The organism is Ruegeria haliotis (assembly GCF_013377785.1).
Classification (GTDB): Bacteria; Pseudomonadota; Alphaproteobacteria; order Rhodobacterales; family Rhodobacteraceae; genus Ruegeria; species Ruegeria haliotis.
Window position 1 is genome coordinate 26,929 of the sequence record NZ_JABXWT010000005.1, and the last position, 15,883, is coordinate 42,811.

The 15,883-nt window shown below is 56.9% G+C and carries 17 protein-coding genes and 1 tRNA gene; 3 read left to right on the top strand and 15 right to left on the bottom strand.

Going from position 1 to position 15,883, the window contains the following annotated elements; genetic code table 11:
- Nucleotides 1–19: 19 nt before the first annotated feature.
- From HW561_RS11635 to HW561_RS11665, 7 genes are all read right to left on the bottom strand, one after another.
- Nucleotides 20–841, bottom strand: a complete 822-nt coding sequence (locus HW561_RS11635; RefSeq protein ID WP_176864912.1) for an ATP-binding cassette domain-containing protein — start codon at nt 839–841, stop codon at nt 20–22.
- Nucleotide 842: 1 nt separating this feature from the next.
- Entirely contained in the window at nt 843–1,949 is a 1,107-nt protein-coding gene (locus HW561_RS11640; RefSeq protein ID WP_176864914.1) for an ABC transporter permease, read from the bottom strand.
- 69 nt (nt 1,950–2,018) lie between these two features.
- Complete coding sequence (locus tag HW561_RS11645) at nt 2,019–2,939, bottom strand: sugar ABC transporter substrate-binding protein (protein ID WP_176864916.1); 921 nt, start codon at nt 2,937–2,939, stop codon at nt 2,019–2,021.
- A gap of 122 nt (nt 2,940–3,061) precedes the next feature.
- Nucleotides 3,062–4,075 (bottom strand): inositol 2-dehydrogenase, encoded by a 1,014-nt coding sequence (iolG, locus tag HW561_RS11650; protein ID WP_176864918.1) that lies wholly within the window; start codon nt 4,073–4,075, stop codon nt 3,062–3,064.
- A gap of 566 nt (nt 4,076–4,641) precedes the next feature.
- Nucleotides 4,642–4,718 (bottom strand) — tRNA-Arg (locus tag HW561_RS11655).
- A 21-nt stretch (nt 4,719–4,739) separates the two neighbouring features.
- Nucleotides 4,740–5,216, bottom strand: a complete 477-nt coding sequence (locus HW561_RS11660; protein WP_176864919.1) for a GNAT family N-acetyltransferase — start codon at nt 5,214–5,216, stop codon at nt 4,740–4,742.
- On the bottom strand, nt 5,217–5,528 hold the full coding sequence (locus HW561_RS11665) for an ETC complex I subunit (protein WP_176864921.1): 312 nt from the start codon (nt 5,526–5,528) through the stop codon (nt 5,217–5,219).
- A gap of 351 nt (nt 5,529–5,879) precedes the next feature.
- Between HW561_RS11665 and uvrB the strand changes: the two genes are divergently transcribed.
- Entirely contained in the window at nt 5,880–8,066 is a 2,187-nt protein-coding gene (gene uvrB / locus HW561_RS11670; protein WP_176864923.1) for an excinuclease ABC subunit UvrB, read from the top strand.
- Between the two features lie 33 nt (nt 8,067–8,099).
- Here uvrB and HW561_RS11675 read toward each other — a convergent pair whose 3' ends face one another.
- Entirely contained in the window at nt 8,100–8,720 is a 621-nt protein-coding gene (locus HW561_RS11675; protein WP_176864925.1) for a hypothetical protein, read from the bottom strand.
- Between the two features lie 227 nt (nt 8,721–8,947).
- On the opposite strand from HW561_RS11675, the gene HW561_RS11680 reads away from it, so the two are divergent.
- Nucleotides 8,948–9,655, top strand: a complete 708-nt coding sequence (locus HW561_RS11680) for an ORF6N domain-containing protein (RefSeq protein WP_176864927.1) — start codon at nt 8,948–8,950, stop codon at nt 9,653–9,655.
- Here the strand turns inward: HW561_RS11680 and HW561_RS11685 are convergent.
- From HW561_RS11685 to HW561_RS11695, 3 genes are all read right to left on the bottom strand, one after another.
- Entirely contained in the window at nt 9,652–10,017 is a 366-nt protein-coding gene (locus HW561_RS11685) for an MmcQ/YjbR family DNA-binding protein (protein ID WP_176864929.1), read from the bottom strand. The genes HW561_RS11680 and HW561_RS11685 overlap by 4 nt on opposite strands.
- Nucleotides 10,018–10,504: 487 nt before the next feature.
- Nucleotides 10,505–10,795 (bottom strand): hypothetical protein, encoded by a 291-nt coding sequence (locus HW561_RS11690; RefSeq protein ID WP_176864931.1) that lies wholly within the window; start codon nt 10,793–10,795, stop codon nt 10,505–10,507.
- A 236-nt stretch (nt 10,796–11,031) separates the two neighbouring features.
- Entirely contained in the window at nt 11,032–11,451 is a 420-nt protein-coding gene (locus HW561_RS11695) for an excalibur calcium-binding domain-containing protein (RefSeq protein WP_176864933.1), read from the bottom strand.
- 156 nt (nt 11,452–11,607) lie between these two features.
- Here HW561_RS11695 and HW561_RS11700 point away from each other — a divergent pair, with 156 nt between their 5' ends.
- Nucleotides 11,608–12,090 carry a HugZ family pyridoxamine 5'-phosphate oxidase gene (locus HW561_RS11700; RefSeq protein WP_176864935.1) on the top strand — a complete coding sequence of 161 codons (483 nt, stop codon included), beginning with the start codon at nt 11,608–11,610 and terminating at the stop codon, nt 12,088–12,090.
- A gap of 3 nt (nt 12,091–12,093) precedes the next feature.
- Here HW561_RS11700 and HW561_RS11705 read toward each other — a convergent pair whose 3' ends face one another.
- The 4 genes from HW561_RS11705 to HW561_RS11720 all read right to left on the bottom strand — a co-directional run bounded on the left by HW561_RS11705 (nt 12,094) and on the right by HW561_RS11720 (nt 15,880).
- Nucleotides 12,094–12,501, bottom strand: a complete 408-nt coding sequence (locus tag HW561_RS11705; protein WP_176864936.1) for a universal stress protein — start codon at nt 12,499–12,501, stop codon at nt 12,094–12,096.
- A gap of 64 nt (nt 12,502–12,565) precedes the next feature.
- Nucleotides 12,566–12,892: an antibiotic biosynthesis monooxygenase family protein gene (locus HW561_RS11710; RefSeq protein ID WP_176864938.1), complete on the bottom strand. Its 327-nt coding sequence runs from the start codon at nt 12,890–12,892 to the stop codon at nt 12,566–12,568.
- A 160-nt stretch (nt 12,893–13,052) separates the two neighbouring features.
- Nucleotides 13,053–15,341: a glycosyl hydrolase family 28-related protein gene (locus tag HW561_RS11715; RefSeq protein WP_176864940.1), complete on the bottom strand. Its 2,289-nt coding sequence runs from the start codon at nt 15,339–15,341 to the stop codon at nt 13,053–13,055.
- A gap of 137 nt (nt 15,342–15,478) precedes the next feature.
- On the bottom strand, nt 15,479–15,880 hold the full coding sequence (locus tag HW561_RS11720) for a DUF4864 domain-containing protein (protein ID WP_176864942.1): 402 nt from the start codon (nt 15,878–15,880) through the stop codon (nt 15,479–15,481).
- Nucleotides 15,881–15,883: the final 3 nt, after the last annotated feature.

A 15,883-nucleotide genomic window follows, 5' to 3' on the forward strand; every position in this document is an offset into this window, starting at 1 on the left:
CACTCTGATTTACATCGAGTCAGACAGTGCCGCCCAAAGAGCCTTCCAGCTGGGCCATCTCTTGACCACCTGCCATCAGGTCCTGCAACTCTTCTGGCGTGATTTCGCCTCGCGTCGCTGTGCCGAGGGTCTTGCCCCGGTTCAACACTGTAAAGCGGTCGCCGACAGCAAGCGCATGACGCACATTGTGACTGATGAAAACCACGCCGATACCCTGATTGCGCACATTGTCGATCGTCGCCAGAACATTGGACGTCTGCCGCACACCCAAGGCCGAGGTCGGCTCGTCCAGAATCAGGATCTTGGCGCCAAAATGGACAGCGCGAGCAATGGCAACCGTCTGGCGTTCGCCCCCGGACAAGGTCCCTACGGCCTGATCGGGTCCACGCAGGTTGATGCCCATCTTGCGCATCTTTTCCATGCAGATTTCGTTGGCATGATCGACATCGAACCGCTTGAACAATCCTCTGCCCTTGGTTGGTTCTCGCCCCATGAAGAAATTGCGCGTCACGCTCATCAGCGGGATCATCGCCAGATCCTGAAACACGGTCGCAATGCCGGCCTCCATCGCATCCCGAGGGGTATCGAAATGCAGTGGTTTACCTTCAAAGTAGATCTCACCCTTGGTGGGTTTGTGCACCCCGGACATGGTCTTGATAAAGGTCGACTTGCCAGCGCCGTTATCGCCCAGCAAACAGTGGCATTCACCGGGTTTCACTTCAAAACTGACACCGGCCAGTGCGATGATGTTGCCAAAGTGCTTTTCGATGTTTTTCATTTCGACGATCGGGGCGACGTCGCCCACTGTATCGCCATGATGGAACTTGGTATCATCAGTCATATCAGCGCTCCCCCGTTACGCGCTTACGGATCGCGTTGTTGAACAGAACGGCGATCAGCAGCATGGCACCCAGGAAGACCTGGAACCAGTCCTGATCGAAGTCGGTATAGGTCAGACCAATCACCACCATGCCAAAGATGATGGACCCAAAGAAGGCACCAATGGCCGAGCCATAGCCACCCGTCAGCAGGCAGCCCCCGATCACGGCGGCGATGATGGCCTCGAATTCTTTCTGGAATCCGCGGCGCGCATCGGTCGAGCCGGCATCCATCACGGTGATGATTGCAAGCAGCGCCGCGCAGCAGGCAGTCAGCATGAACAGCGAAACCTTGACGCGGCTGACGGGAACACCCGAGTTCGATGCCGCGACCTTGTCTCCGCCCGAAGCAAAAATCCAGTTCCCCACCGGAGTGCGCAGCAGTACGTAAGTGGCAACCAAAGTAATGGCGACGAACCACAGAATCTCGACAGGGATACCCGGTACTTTCGGCGCACCATTCTTAAATGTGTCAATCATTCCGTTCGCAGCCAGCCACGCGAACAGGCTGCCAAAGGCCTCGCCCGAGAAGAATGGAGCCAGCCAGTCGTTTTCGACCGCGTCGCGAACGCCGCGCAGCTGCGTGGACCCGTTTGTGGCCATCTTCAAGCCGACCAACGACAGGCCGCGCAGAACGAACAGAAACGCCAGCGTCACAATGAACGACGGCAGGCCCGAGCGGATCACGATATTGCCGTTGATCGCTCCAACACAGGCTGAAAAAACAAATGTCATCGGGATGGCCAAAATCAGTGGCAATTGCCATGTCACCACGCAAACGCCAAAGAACAGACCCGAGAATGCAACCATAGATCCGATGGACAGGTCAAACTCTCCTCCGATCATCAACAGCGCGGCCCCGATGGCCAGAATACCCAACTGCGCGGCAGGGGTCATGAAGTTCATGATACCGGCAAGGGTGAACATTGAGCTGTCCGCAGTAATCGCGAAGAAGATAACAACCAGGACGACACCCGCCATGGCACCCAGTTCAGGTCGCTTCATCAGCTTGGTCAGGAAAGGTTCCTTCTTGACCCTTTCGTCTGTGGCGACTGGTGCTGTCTCACTCATTGCTTCCTCCCAGTTCAGTTGGAACGGCGCGTATACGCCGCCCCTGTTTGTGTCAGATATCGCCGGAAATCAGCGGATACCCTGCGACGACAGCTCGATCACTTGCGCCGCCTTGTCAGCGGTCACCAGGTTCGGACCCGAAGGCACGTTACCGCCCGGCATCAGACCATATTTGGCGTGCAGACCCATGAAGTTCACGGACAGGTAGCCCTGCAGGTACTGCTGCTGGTCGATGGCGAACGCCGCATCGCCATCAACGATGGACTGCAGGAAATTGGCCGACAGGTCGAAGGACGCAACGTTCACGTCACGGCCCGATGCCTTGACCGCCGCAACAGACGGCTCACCAGCCGAGCTGGCACCCAGAGCCATCACAGTGTCGACGCTCTCATCCGAGGCTAACGCCGCGGCCACTTTCGACTCGATCTCGGTCGGGTCATTTGAAGTTGGCAGAACGGTAACATTCCCGCCAAAACCCTCTGCGAAACCTTCACAGCGCAGGTCCAGCGACACGTTGCCAACTTCGTGGTTCACACAGATCGCGTTGGATCCACCCATGGATGCCAGTTCCTCGCCCGCTGCCTTACCTGCATCGAACTCGTCCTGACCCACATGCAGCAAGGCACCCAGCTCTTTTGCGACTTCCGCACCCGAGTTGATTGAGATTACCGGAATACCAGCAGCTACGGCGCGTTCGATTGACGGGCCAAGCGCATCCGCATCGGGGATCGAAACGATCAGGCCATCGGGCTCCTGGTTCACGGCGGCATCGATCAGTTGCGACATCGCGACCATGTCAAAGGTCTCGGGCGCGCGGTATTCGACATTCACGCCGACGTCCTTCCCGGCCTGCTCGACGCCGTTCTTGACGACATTCCAGAACGCATCATTGGCCTGGCCATGTGAGACAACTATGATTTCCTGCGCGAATGCGGGTGTTGCCATGGCCAATGCCCCAGCAGCCAACGCGCCTTTAAAAAACTTGTTCATTTGTTTCCTCCCATTGAAACAGTCGATTTTAGTGTCGGGGTCTCAGCCCCAATCATTCGGCTTTACCGAATCTGTATGGCTCTGACCCAGGGCCGAGCTCTTTTCAGTTTGAAGCAATCCGATCATTTTGCAACCGGTTTCAATATCTCATCCATCCGAACCGGCCCACCGGACCCGGCCGAACGTGTCGCCGCCTCGGCCATAGCCAGCGCTGCGACACCGTCTGCCAAGGTCACAGGAACCGTTGAACCGGATACTGCCGCTTCGACAAACGCGGCCCATTCCGCTTGGTATGCGGGCATGTATCGTTCGAGGAAAAAGTAGGTCGGCTTGGCGCCGACAACACCATCAGAGGTCGATTTCACCACCGTGTTTTCCAGCATGTTCTGCGCTTGCAGCAGACCATTGGAGCCTAACATCTCGACCCGCTGATCATACCCATAGGCTGCCCGCCGCGAGTTCTTGATAACTGTGATCCGGCCATCAGCGTAAGTCATTGTAACAACAGCTGTATCAACGTCACCGGCCTTGCCGATCTCGGGATCGACAATGGAAGAGCCCACAGCGGATATTACTGTCGGTACATCCCCCATAAGATAGTTGGCCATATCGAAATCATGGATCATCATGTCCCGAAACAACCCGCCGGAGACCTTGATATAGCTCACGGGTGGCGGCGCGGGGTCAAAGGACGTGATCGACAGCAACTCAGTCTGACCGATTTCGCCCGCATTGGCGGCGGCCTTCATCGCGGAAAAGTTGGGGTCGAACCGACGGTTAAACCCGATCATGACTGGCTGGCCATGTGCTGCAACAGTGCGCTGACAGGCGATGGCCCGCTGCAGGTCCAGATCAACCGGCTTTTCGCACAAAACGGCCTTACCGGCCTGTGTCGCTGCCTCGATCAGGTCGGAATGCGTGTCCGTCGGCGTGGCGATCAGAACCGCATCAATGTCAGGATCGCCGATGATTTCACCCGAACTGCGCGCCTGGGCCCCATGTTCATCCGCTAGGCTTTTGGCCGCCTCAGGCAAGGCGTCGGATACCGCAGAAAGTTTGCTTTTAGGATGAGCGGTGATGGCCTGTGCGTGAACACGCCCAATACGACCAGCGCCAAGCAGACCAACCTTTAACATACAGTTCTCCCGAATCCTGTCTTCGAGCGTCACAATGTTTCTCTTTGCAACCGGTTGCAAGATATTTTTCAGAACACCGGCACTTTGACATCAAAACGGTAAGAATCTGCCGACTCCAACAGGTCGGGTGCCGGTGCAGGATCATGCAGTTGATTACTCAGGTGTGGACTCGGGCCATCGGCTTGTAGACTGTCGGTTGGGTGGCACGATAAAAGTATCTGACGCCTGTGCCCGTGCGCTTGATATTTTCGCCGCTATATCATTGAAAGCTACGCAGAAATCGTTGTGTCTCGGTATCGTCTGTTTTACTTGAACCACCAATGACAAATGAAGCGCGTGACCTCCGGTCTACGGGAATCCCCCAATTTCTTACTGCCTCGACTTCGGCTACGTTAACCAAGTGGAACAACACTACCACTAAACGACCCCCCTCATGAGGGGCTGGCCCGACCCCCTCACCAGCCCCTCAGATTCCCCCTGATCACCAAAATCCCAATGACAAAACAGGTTGGTATTCGTGACGTGCACGAAGCCCGATATGATTTTTCAAAAATCGAGAAATGTAATGGCGATCCCTGAAGGACTCGAACCCTCAACCTGCTGATTAGAAGTCAGCTGCTCTATCCAGTTGAGCTAAGGGACCGCTGGGCCCTTCTTGCTGTTTTTACGGGCGGGGTTCAAGGGCCAAGCGCATGAAGGCGCTGTTCGGATCGTCCCGATATCCAAAGATTGGACCGCAATAGGAATAACCCAGCGCTTCGTATAGCTTGCGTGCCGCGTCATAGGCTGGCAGATGCGCGGCACCAGTCTCCAGAACCAAAGCAGAAAGACCCTCAGTCCGCGCCAGTTCGGCCAGACGATTCATCATAACCCGCGCCAGACCACGCCCACGGGCCTGCGCCAGAATATGCACCGATTTCACTTCGGCCGTACCGTCCGGCAAAACCTTCAGGGCGCCACATCCCAGCGGCGTTTCACCCTCATAAAGTGCCCAAAAGCGAATGTCCGGTCCGGCCAGCGCATCCGCATCCATCGTGTGGTTGCTTTCAGCAGGTCCTGCCGATTCGCCATGGGTAAAATGCGCCTCAATCACCGGGCGCAGCGCGTCCGATAATGGGTCAGCCTCGCGGATATCGATCACTTAGTGAGTCCAGGGGGCACGCCGATTGGTGGCAAAGTTCTCACCATAGCCACCCGCGCGCAGATTCGGCTTGCGCTTGTGCGGCTCGCTGATCTGAACGTCGATTCCATTGTCTTTGGCGTAATCCAGCGCCTCTTCCTTGGTATCGAATTTCAGACGCACCTGAGTCTGAGTGTCCGAGGAAGACGTCCAGCCCATCAGCGGATCAACCTCGCGCGTCGAGGCGGGGGCATATTCCAGAACCCATTTGCGGGTTTTGGCCATCCCCGAGGTCATCGCATTCTTGGCAGGCTGGTAAATCCGTGCGCGCATGTAGCCTCTCCGTATTCACTTGACTGCACCGTTTATGCGTCAGAGCGCGTGCGGGGACAAGATTACAATTGTCGCGGTCAACAAACTGTTGTCGCGTCAGGATGGATGCCTCCTGATGTCAGAAACTGTCATCAGGTGATCCTATACCTCTTCGCACCCCGTCATGAGGGCAGAAATATGATCCACTTTGAAAAAGTCTGACATCTGAGTGGCTGGCAGATATGGTGCGATCGGACCGAAATCCTCAGGTCCGATCAGCTTGATATTGGTTCAACGCTTTTTCAAGCCAGATCAGGTCTTGCAGTTGGACAAAATAAGAACAAATGTAAGAGCCTGACCCGGAGCCTGCCCATGCCATACGCCCATTCCGACAAGACCCAATTGACCGCCGAAGATGTCCGCGCACGCCTGAAGCTGGAAGGCGGCAGGCAGTTCGTGATGCATACCGAATTCTCGCCGGCCGGCGACCAGCCCACCGCGATCAAGGAACTGACTGGCGGCGTGATGGACGGGGAACGCGATCAGGTTCTTTTGGGCGCGACCGGAACAGGCAAGACTTTCACCATGGCCAAGGTGATCGAGGAAACCCAGCGTCCGGCGATTATTCTGGCCCCCAACAAGACGCTGGCGGCGCAGCTTTATGGCGAGTTCAAAGGCTTCTTCCCCGAGAACTCGGTCGAGTATTTCGTCAGCTACTATGACTACTATCAGCCCGAAGCCTACGTGGCGCGCTCGGACACCTACATCGAGAAAGAATCCCAGATCAACGAACAGATCGACCGGATGCGCCACTCGGCCACCCGGTCGTTGCTGGAACGCGATGACGTCATCATCGTTGCCTCGGTGTCGTGCATTTACGGTATCGGCTCGGTCGAGACCTATGGGGCGATGACGCAGGACCTGAAGGTCGGCGGCGAATACAATCAGCGTCAGATCATGGCCGATCTGGTGGCACAGCAATACCGCCGCAACGATCAGGCGTTTCAACGTGGGTCCTTCCGGGTGCGCGGCGATTCCCTTGAAATCTGGCCCGCCCACCTAGAAGACCGCGCCTGGAAGCTGTCGTTCTTCGGCGAGGAACTGGAACAGATCACTGAGTTTGATCCACTGACGGGCGAACGCAAAGCGACGATGGAGCAAGTGCGGGTCTACGCGAACTCGCATTACGTGACGCCAAAACCCACCATGCAGCAAGCGATCATCGGCATCAAAAAGGAACTGCGGATGCGCCTCGACCAACTGGTCGGCGAAGGCAAACTGCTCGAAGCGCAGCGACTGGAACAACGGTGCAATTTCGATCTGGAAATGCTCGAGGCGACGGGCGTCTGCAACGGGATCGAGAACTACTCGCGTTACCTAACCGGCCGCGCGCCGGGCGAGCCGCCCCCGACCCTGTTCGAATTCATCCCCGACAACGCCATCGTGTTTGCCGACGAATCTCACGTCAGTGTCCCGCAGATCGGCGGCATGTACCGGGGCGACTATCGACGCAAGTTCACGCTGGCCGAACACGGCTTCCGCCTGCCGTCGTGCATGGATAACCGCCCCCTGAAGTTCGAGGAATGGGACGCCATGCGCCCGCAATCCGTCTTTGTCTCGGCCACCCCGGCCAAGTGGGAGATCGAACAAACCGGCGGCGTCTTCACCGAACAGGTGATCCGCCCCACCGGACTCTTGGATCCTCAGGTCGAGATTCGCCCCGTCAGCATGCAGGTCGACGATCTGCTGGACGAGGTGCGCAAGGTCGCCGCCGATGGTTACCGCACGCTGGTGACAACGCTAACCAAACGCATGGCCGAGGATCTGACCGAATACCTGCACGAGCAGGGTATTAAAGTCCGTTACATGCACTCGGACATCGACACGCTGGAGCGCATCGAAATCCTGCGCGACCTGCGCTTGGGGGCTTTCGACGTGCTGATCGGCATCAACCTGCTGCGTGAAGGGCTCGACATTCCTGAATGCGGTCTGGTCGCCATTCTGGACGCGGATAAAGAGGGTTTCCTGCGCTCGGAAACCTCACTGATCCAGACCATCGGCCGCGCCGCGCGGAACGCCGACGGGCGGGTGATCATGTATGCCGACAAGATCACCGGCTCGATGGAGCGCGCTTTGGGCGAAACCAACCGCCGCCGCGCCAAGCAGGTCGCGTATAACGAAGAACACGGCATCACCCCCGCGACCGTACAAAAGAACGTCGAGGATGTTCTGGCCGGTCTCTACAAAGGCGACGTCGACATGAACCGCGTCACCGCCACCATCGACAAACCGATGCACGGCGCAAATCTGGAGGCGCATCTGGACGGGTTGCGCGACAAGATGCGCAAAGCCGCCGAGAACCTGGAATTCGAAGAGGCTGCCAACATCCGGGATGAGATCAAACGTCTGGAAGCCGTCGATCTGGCCATCGCCGACGACCCCATGGCGCGCCAATGGGCGGTCGAGAAAGCCTCGGAAGACGCAGTGAAATCGCGCGGGCGGTCAACGGCTGGGCGGCCGGGGCAGCGGGGTGGGAATGTGAAGCGGAGGAAGCGGTAGATCAAAGACTTTGCTTCCGAATCTCCTCAGCGATTACAACACAACCCGCTCTATTCCGTATGACTGCCGCTTTAGCTCATCACGAAATACTTCTAGGCGGCACATTCTGACTGCCTTTTTCACGTAGGAAACGTCAGAGTTTGCTCGATGCGCAAGCGACAGTGCATCCAACTTCGGGTCTAACAAAGCGATTCCACATTGGAAGAAAACTGCCGCCAAGTTTGCTTCATATTCCTCTTTTGTTGGAGGAACGTTGGCATTGCCGCTTGCCGTTGAATAGAGCTTAAAGTTCTTAACGACCGCCCCTTGGGCATGATGATCCAATGCCAAATGGGCAAACTCATGTGCCAACATGTAATTGGAAAGCTTGCACCCTGTATCTGCGTTTTCTAACAGCTTTTCGTCAACCACGAGCGTGGCGCGTTCCCCAAACGCCACTACACCAGCTTTACGTTTGTAGTCTTCCTCGTTTTCGGTCCGGTATGTTTTGATTTTAACTTCACCATCACCATCACCGTCAGCCAGCCAGTTCCAAAAATCGGTCATCCGAAAGAACTCAGTATCCTCGCAATAATGACGACGATACCCGATCATTTCTCGGAAAAGACTAACAGCCTCTGGAGTGGTCAAGGACTGCTTCTTTGCCTTTATCATTTGCCCACCTGCTTAAATTGCCAGTCACAGAATCATCTGCACCTACCACCATGATACACCACATATCGGCATCGCAACAACAAGTTGATGGGAAAGCTTTGGAACTACAATATGTTGAGGGCCCGCGAGCGCCATTTCCGAACGAACTTCCTCCACACTTCAAGCTTGCAGCCCAGCGCTCCCTCCTCCACGTTTGAAATCACACATTGTGATTCCAAACGGTTGCCATGACAAACCCAAACACCCTGCCCAGCACGCATGAAGTCCAAAGCGCCATCCATAGGGTGCGCGGCACCCGCGTGGTGCTGGCCGAGGATCTGGCGCAGTTCTACGGAAAATCCGTCAGTGCCTTCAATCAGGCCGTGTCGCGCAACACCGACCTGTTCGACGACTACCGCTTTCAGCTGACTGACGCCGAGGTCGCCGATTTGCAATCACAGAATGTGATCCCAAAACCCAAAGGCCGCGGTGGACGGCGAGTCAATCCGTGGGTCTATACCGATTACGGTGTGGCCATCGCCTCGACCCTGTTCAAGGACCCGCGCGCCATCAAGATCACCCGGATGATCACCGAGGCCTTCGTTGACGGCGCAAACGCCTTGGTCGAAACCCCGCGCAGCGTGCCCGAAATCCTGCCGCCACAAAATGCCCCCGCCCCGCTGCTGCCCAATGGCGATCAGCTACGCGATTTGGCCGAAAACATCCTCGATTCCGGTCAGCAGAGCCTGGTCGATTACATCGCCAACCCCACCACCAAGCGCAAACAGGCCGTGGCGGTGATCATGAAAACACTGGCCGAAACCGCCGGGGAAGAGGTTCGGACCCAACAGGAACGCCTGCGCCTGCGCATCGCCGAACGTCTTGCAACCGGCGACTACGCCGATGATGATGATCGGAAACGGCTGATCGAATTGCTGCATGCGATGAAGGGCTAACCCCCACCCTGCAGCCCCAACTCCGCCTGCTTTTTCTTGGTCATCTTGGCCACGACCAACTCATAAGACGTCACGATGTGTTCACGCAGCGAGGTGTCGCTCATGCCGCGTTCTTCATAGACCTGCAGCCATTTCATCCCCCGTGACGCCAGATACGGGGCCGGGCGGATGCCGGGTTCGTCGCCAAGCACCTCAAAGGCCAGATCGGTGGCTTTGAAGGTGAACGCATCCTCCCCGTCATTCCAGCCGCAGATAGCAAACACCTTGCCGCCCACTTTCCACACATCCGCATTGCCCCATTGCACAACGTGGCTGGTGGCTTTCATGTCGGCGCAAAAGGTGTTGAATTCATCGCGAGTCATCGGTCCAACTTTAGGATCAATCCGAGGTTACGCAAGCACCCGTGTGTTGATCCTCGTCAGAGTGCTTCACCTTTGACTGCGGGAACGCCCGCCGATCCGGCAAATATCCCAACCGACCAAGGGCGCATGCCAAATCCACGCACACCCGATCATTCTTCATCTAGCTGGGGGAATTTACGAATTCAGCTGGGTGCCGTGCTCTTGCTTGCTGTGGCTGACTGCTGCTGGCTGTCGTTTGCTTTAGCTTGCTGTTGCTGGCGAAGGCTGGCTTTTGCGTGCTGTGGCTGACGATGGCTTGCGGAAGCTGGGTTCCTGTGAATTCGTATGAGCTTCATATAGGCACCTTAAAGGCAGTGTCAATAAAAATTCAATAAAAACAAATAGTTGATAGATTTACTCGGAAATTATTCCTCGACGAAACACTCGGATTAATCTCTGGCTTTACAGCCCTGAACATTTGGGGCGGAGAAACCCCCGCCCCTAAAACCTAGCCCTTGTCCCAATGGGCGACCACGTCGTAGCCAACCGGCGTCGGAGGGCCTTCCATAAAGTCCGCGAAATGCCCCCACAGCTCGGCCACTTTGGTGGCGTTCGCGTTCGAGGTCGCCTCGCTTTCCACAACCGAAATCACATAGCCGTTGCCATCTTCGTTCATCACATTGGTAAAGCAATGCATGCCCGGCATGGCCATGATCTGATCTTTCAATTCATTCATCTTCGCCGTCGCCGTATCGCGCGTGCCGGGCTTCATTTTGAACTTGGTAATACGTGCAAACATGACTTTCCTCGCTCTCAGGGCGAAATTGCCCATCGGAGGCACCAAGATAGCGCCTGCCGCGCGCACCATAGCACAGCAAGTCTGAATCCCGCACAGACACAGGCGGTGCGGTCGTTGCCCTGCCTTGGATCAACCAAGAAGAGCGGAACGATCAGAAATCGAACGGCTCGTCCAGAAACCCGCCGCTATTGTCACCCCGTTGAGGCCAAGTGCCCCGATCCGACTGAGTTGGCCGCTCAGGGCCGCACGAATTTGGCACTCCCAACCGAGCGCGCACTGGGTGTTGTGCTGCCTTGCGGGACGGCCTGACGTGTGAATGTCGGCTTGGCCGTTCCGCAGGCTACCCCGTCCCCATCCGGGTCGTTACGCTTGTGATATCCCGGCTGCCCCTTGCGAAACGGACCCACACCGATGGCCTGCACCGCATCGCACCCCGCCAGCGCGATCAGGTGGATCACCGCCTCGTTGCGATCATAATCCGAGATCCGCAAGAAGACGCTCGCCGCGATCAATCCGGTTGTCAGCGGCAGGGCAAGCACCATGATCAGAATACGCAAGGGCGACAAAGCCCGGCGTCGCAATGCATCCGCACGCCGCTGTCGTTTGGACAAGCGCGGGTTGAGATCGACCTCATCTTGTGCAGGCTTTCTGAACATCGTGTACGCAAGATATACCCGATATGTGGCAAAGCCGAGGCCTCATGGCGGCAGCGCAGAAACCGCGACAACGGGGGAACTGGCCTCAGGTGGATCAGATGGGTATCACGGATGCATGTCTTCCATCACCACCGCTCCTCTGATCTGGCCCATCTCATGACCAAAACCGATCCTTACCAACCAACAGATGACGCCGCGCGGGCACTGGCCCGTGACCTGATCATCGGGGCGACCCATGCTGCTCTGGCGGTTCTGTGGCCGGGCAATGCTATGCCGTCGGTCTCCCGCATCGCTCTGGCCGTGGATGACCAAAATCGACCGATATCGCTGATCTCGACCCTTGCGGACCACACGCGGGCCCTACATGCCAATCCCGCCTGCGCCCTTCTGATCGGCGAACCCAAAGACACAGGCGATCCATTGACCCATCCGCGCCTGACGCTGCATACACTGGCTCAGCCGATTGCGCGGGGATCGTCAGAACATGACGCGTTGCGTTCGATATACCTAAGCCAGCGCCCCAAAGCGAAGCTTTACATCGACTTCGCGGATTTCGGCTTTGTCCGCTTTGACGTTCAGGACGGGGTTCTGAACGGCGGGTTTGGCAAGGCTTACCGTCTCAGCCCCGCGAATCTATGACGCTCAGCGTACCACGTGTACCGCGCATTTGGCATGCCGCACCACATGGGTCGCCGTAGACCCCAACAACAGATCCTGCATCCCTGGCCTGTGCGAAGCCATGATGATCAGATCGGGGCTATGCGCCTCAGTCCAATCCAGAATGGTCCGGCCCGAATGCCCCTCGATCACCACACCCTTTGCATTGGGCAGCTTTGCGGCCAGATCGTCCAGCTCGGTCTGGATCGCCTTGCGCGCCTCGGTCAGATACTCGGTCGGCATATAGGAAATCGCATAGTTCGGAATATGCTCGACCACATGCAGCAAGGTCACTTGCGCGTCTGGTGTCGCAAGTACCTGCGCCAGCTTCAACGGGCCGGACGTATCGCGTTCGGCGTCAAAAGAAATCGGGACAAGAATGTTGTGATACATAAAGCAGGCCTCCGTTTTACGTGTTCAGAATAAACCGAATACTTGGCGAGAGCCTTGATCCAGGTCAGGAACTGCCAAACGTTTCGGCCACATCATACATGACCGGCTCAAAGCTTTTGCACAGTTCGTTGATCTTGCGGTTGCGGTCGCGCATCTCGGACGTGCGCAGCATGGCCAGAAAATCCTCGCGACGCTCCCATTGGGAATAATTGGCGATCCGGGTCTGGGCGTCGTTCACGTGCAAGCCGGCTGAAACGAAACCGGGCTGCTTGGAAATGAACTCGGCATAAGCATCCGTTAGCGCCTCCAGCAGATCCTGACAGGTTCCGGGGGTCATTTCAAAGGTGGTAATGACAGTCTGGACGCTGGCGTTTTTGGCTATTTTCGGCATCTGGCTCCTCCTTTGGCTGAACCAAGCCTAGCACATGAAACAGAAACGTCGCCTATTACCTTTAGGTTTCGCAGCATTTTCAATGGGTCGCGCGGATGTAAGACACAAAGCCACGCGCAGCAGCGAATGGCCGCCCAAAAGCGGGCGGCCATTCAACTGATCAGCGCTCCATGCGCATTATGACCGACACCTCGCCTTGCAGGTTTTCAGACCAGCGCAAGAACACCCCATCCCCTTTGCTGCCCTGCTCCAATTCCGCATAGGGAGTCGCATAGCGGAAGCTTCCGAACACGTTGCGCAGCGGCCCAAGCGCAGTTACCGCATCACAGCTGCGCGCCTTGCCATCAAACGGCAGTTGCGCATACGACCAGATCGGCCAGGCGCTAGACGCGGTATTCTGACTATAGCGAATTCGCAGTGGGTTTTGCGCCTTCACCGAAACACCATGATAGGTGTTGTTCTGGAACGAGACATTGACATGCCGGTTCTTGTCCAGATCGGCAAAGGTGGTATCCACCCGTTCTGCGCGATCAATTCCACCACTGCTGGCGCGGAATTTATTCCCGGTAACGGCCAGCCCGTTCAGGAAATGCCCAGGCCCATGTGGGCGAATGACGATATAGCTGAACCACGGCGGTGCCTCACTGGAGTAAAAGATATTGTCCGTGATACTCATCGCGCTGAACGAATAGCCCGAGATATAGGTCGGGTTGGCATCCCGCTCGTTTGACCATTCGACAAAACAGTTATCGACATAGTTTTCCGCAATGGTCGAGCTATTGTAGGTGCCGATCATGATCAAACCGGCAGTACGAACCCCCTGTGGGATGCTGTCGCCCTGAAAGAAATGGTTGCCCAGAACCATATTGTTATCACCGCCCACAACTGCGAAATGCTTGAACCTAACCGCCCGGTTGTGGCGCAATTTAACGTCGTTCGCGGTTGTGTTCAGGGCAATCGAATTGCGGTCGGTCACGACATAGGATTCTTCCGCAGACAGAAACTGACAATTGTCGATCAACATGCCCTTGCACCCGGTCCCGATCGAGGTAATGCCGCGATCCTTGGGTCGGCTGACAAAACAATCCGTCAGCGAGAATGTGCTGCCCGATGGCGCCAGACGGATCGCACTACTGCGGCTGTTGCACTGAAATTCGATCTGCTCCATGCCGAATTTACGCAAGGTGCTAAAACCGCTGAAATCCAGCAGGTATTTGAAGGATTGAAAGGTGAAATTCTGCGTGCCCGACGCGTTGTACATCGGGGCGTTCAGGGTAATCTCACCGGCACCGATATTCTTGTCACGCACATAGATCTCACGTCCGACCCCACTGCCCTGAACCAGCGACCCGACCGGGATATTCGCCACATTGGCGACGTTTGTCAGTCGGGTGGAATCCCCCGGATCATAGGTCGCGACCGAGGTGAATGTCTCGGTATCCCAAGTCGAGCTGCTTTTGACATCGAACTGCCCGTTGCGGATCACGCGGCGCGTCGAGAATCCGCCTTGTTTGTTGGGCACGGCCGCCGCCATATCAATCGGCGCGTTGACCGAAATCTTACGCCCACCCAGATCCAGCGATTCATGGTCCGAGTTGTTCAGCAAAGCCTGAAACGCCTTCTTGAACGCCAGCTCTTCATCGCCAAACGCCGAGATATATGCGGGCAAATCGAAATTCTTGGTCAGCAGCAGCATCTTGTCGTCAGGCATCGTGACGGTGCCCTCGAAATCCATCTCGGACGCCATGCTGGTGTTCTCGGCCAGATGATATGTTCCTTGCGGCACATAGACCCGACGACCACCCGCCGCCTGATCTGCCGCTTCAAACGCCGCTGAATCGTCCGCGACACCATCGCCGACTGCCCCGAAATCGCGCACATCCACGACGCTGATCATCTCACGCAGAAACACCCCGGTGACATCGGTGATCTCAAGGTCGTCAACCCGCACCAAGGCCCCATTAGCACCCTCGATATCCAAACCGAAATGCCCATACAGTGCCGTGACCCCCCAGGGCATATCCACCCCCGGACGCCGCCCCGAGCCAACGATCGCCGTGACCTCATGCACCGTACCATAGCCCGAAAGCTGCGTGGCAGAACCCTGCTCGATCACGCCAGCTACATGCGTATCCCCAGCGCCCCCGGCCCATGCGGCAATCCGCACCTCGGGCAACGGGCCGCTGATGGCTTTGACCCGCGCTTTGATCTGCAAATAACAGCCCGGCAGCAACGGAGTCTGGCCCATGTACCGCAGCTTTTGCGTGGCATTGACCTTCAGAATCTCAAGACAGCCGGCAAAATCCGCATCCGCTGGCACGAAAGCTCCGGTGCCCGACCCGTCATAGGTGGGCGATCCCGGCGTGCCGTCCCCTGCGGACCACACACCCAATCCGTTCGTAAAAGCAGGCGGCATGAACACGATGCCGTGGGTGATTGCCTTGTTCATAGAAATCCCTTTCTCAATCGCGTCACACACGTTTGCGACACGTTCAAACCCCGTGTTCAGGTCCACCCCGAACGCGAAAGTCTGAGTATCCAAAAGGGATTAACCGCCGCTCATATCACCGTGACGGTGGTGTTGCCTCAGGCCGCCGGGTCAGCGTTTCCCAGCAGTTGAACGCCATTGATCTTCCAGCCGTTTTCCTGCTGAACCATCTGATAATCAAGCACGTGCACCCGACCGTCCCCATCAGTGACCATGACCTTCTGCCACAAGGCCCCGTTGATCTCACGCAGGTCCAGAAATCGAACATCCGCAGGCCGCCAGACCATGGGATAGCCATTGCGCACCATGGCTCCGAAATTCTCGGGCGTGCGAAACAGGTTCTGAATGTTGGGGCTGGCAAAGGCAAAGGCAGTGGCGAAATCATCCACCTTGAATGCTTGTATCTGCGCTGCGATATTCGCCTCAATCTCGGCATTCTGGGCAAAGGCCCCCGAAGCCAATCCGGCACTTAACGACATAGCAAGCAGTAAACGACGCATGGG

Excerpts from the sequence above, each read along its gene's own strand:
- HW561_RS11710 (WP_176864938.1), bottom strand. The coding sequence starts at position 12,892 with ATGCCGAAAATAGCCAAAAACGCCAGCGTCCAGACTGTCATTACCACC.
- HW561_RS11675 (WP_176864925.1), bottom strand. The coding sequence starts at position 8,720 with ATGATAAAGGCAAAGAAGCAGTCCTTGACCACTCCAGAGGCTGTTAGT.
- HW561_RS11680 (WP_176864927.1), top strand. The coding sequence starts at position 8,948 with ATGACAAACCCAAACACCCTGCCCAGCACGCATGAAGTCCAAAGCGCC.
- HW561_RS11645 (WP_176864916.1), bottom strand. The coding sequence starts at position 2,939 with ATGAACAAGTTTTTTAAAGGCGCGTTGGCTGCTGGGGCATTGGCCATG.
- iolG (WP_176864918.1), bottom strand. The coding sequence starts at position 4,075 with ATGTTAAAGGTTGGTCTGCTTGGCGCTGGTCGTATTGGGCGTGTTCAC.
- HW561_RS11720 (WP_176864942.1), bottom strand. The coding sequence starts at position 15,880 with ATGCGTCGTTTACTGCTTGCTATGTCGTTAAGTGCCGGATTGGCTTCG.
- uvrB (WP_176864923.1), top strand. The coding sequence starts at position 5,880 with ATGCCATACGCCCATTCCGACAAGACCCAATTGACCGCCGAAGATGTC.
- HW561_RS11690 (WP_176864931.1), bottom strand. The coding sequence starts at position 10,795 with ATGTTTGCACGTATTACCAAGTTCAAAATGAAGCCCGGCACGCGCGAT.
- HW561_RS11695 (WP_176864933.1), bottom strand. The coding sequence starts at position 11,451 with ATGTTCAGAAAGCCTGCACAAGATGAGGTCGATCTCAACCCGCGCTTG.
- HW561_RS11715 (WP_176864940.1), bottom strand. The coding sequence starts at position 15,341 with ATGAACAAGGCAATCACCCACGGCATCGTGTTCATGCCGCCTGCTTTT.
- HW561_RS11705 (WP_176864936.1), bottom strand. The coding sequence starts at position 12,501 with ATGTATCACAACATTCTTGTCCCGATTTCTTTTGACGCCGAACGCGAT.
- HW561_RS11640 (WP_176864914.1), bottom strand. The coding sequence starts at position 1,949 with ATGAGTGAGACAGCACCAGTCGCCACAGACGAAAGGGTCAAGAAGGAA.
- HW561_RS11685 (WP_176864929.1), bottom strand. The coding sequence starts at position 10,017 with ATGACTCGCGATGAATTCAACACCTTTTGCGCCGACATGAAAGCCACC.
- HW561_RS11700 (WP_176864935.1), top strand. The coding sequence starts at position 11,608 with ATGACCAAAACCGATCCTTACCAACCAACAGATGACGCCGCGCGGGCA.
- HW561_RS11665 (WP_176864921.1), bottom strand. The coding sequence starts at position 5,528 with ATGCGCGCACGGATTTACCAGCCTGCCAAGAATGCGATGACCTCGGGG.
- HW561_RS11635 (WP_176864912.1), bottom strand. The coding sequence starts at position 841 with ATGACTGATGATACCAAGTTCCATCATGGCGATACAGTGGGCGACGTC.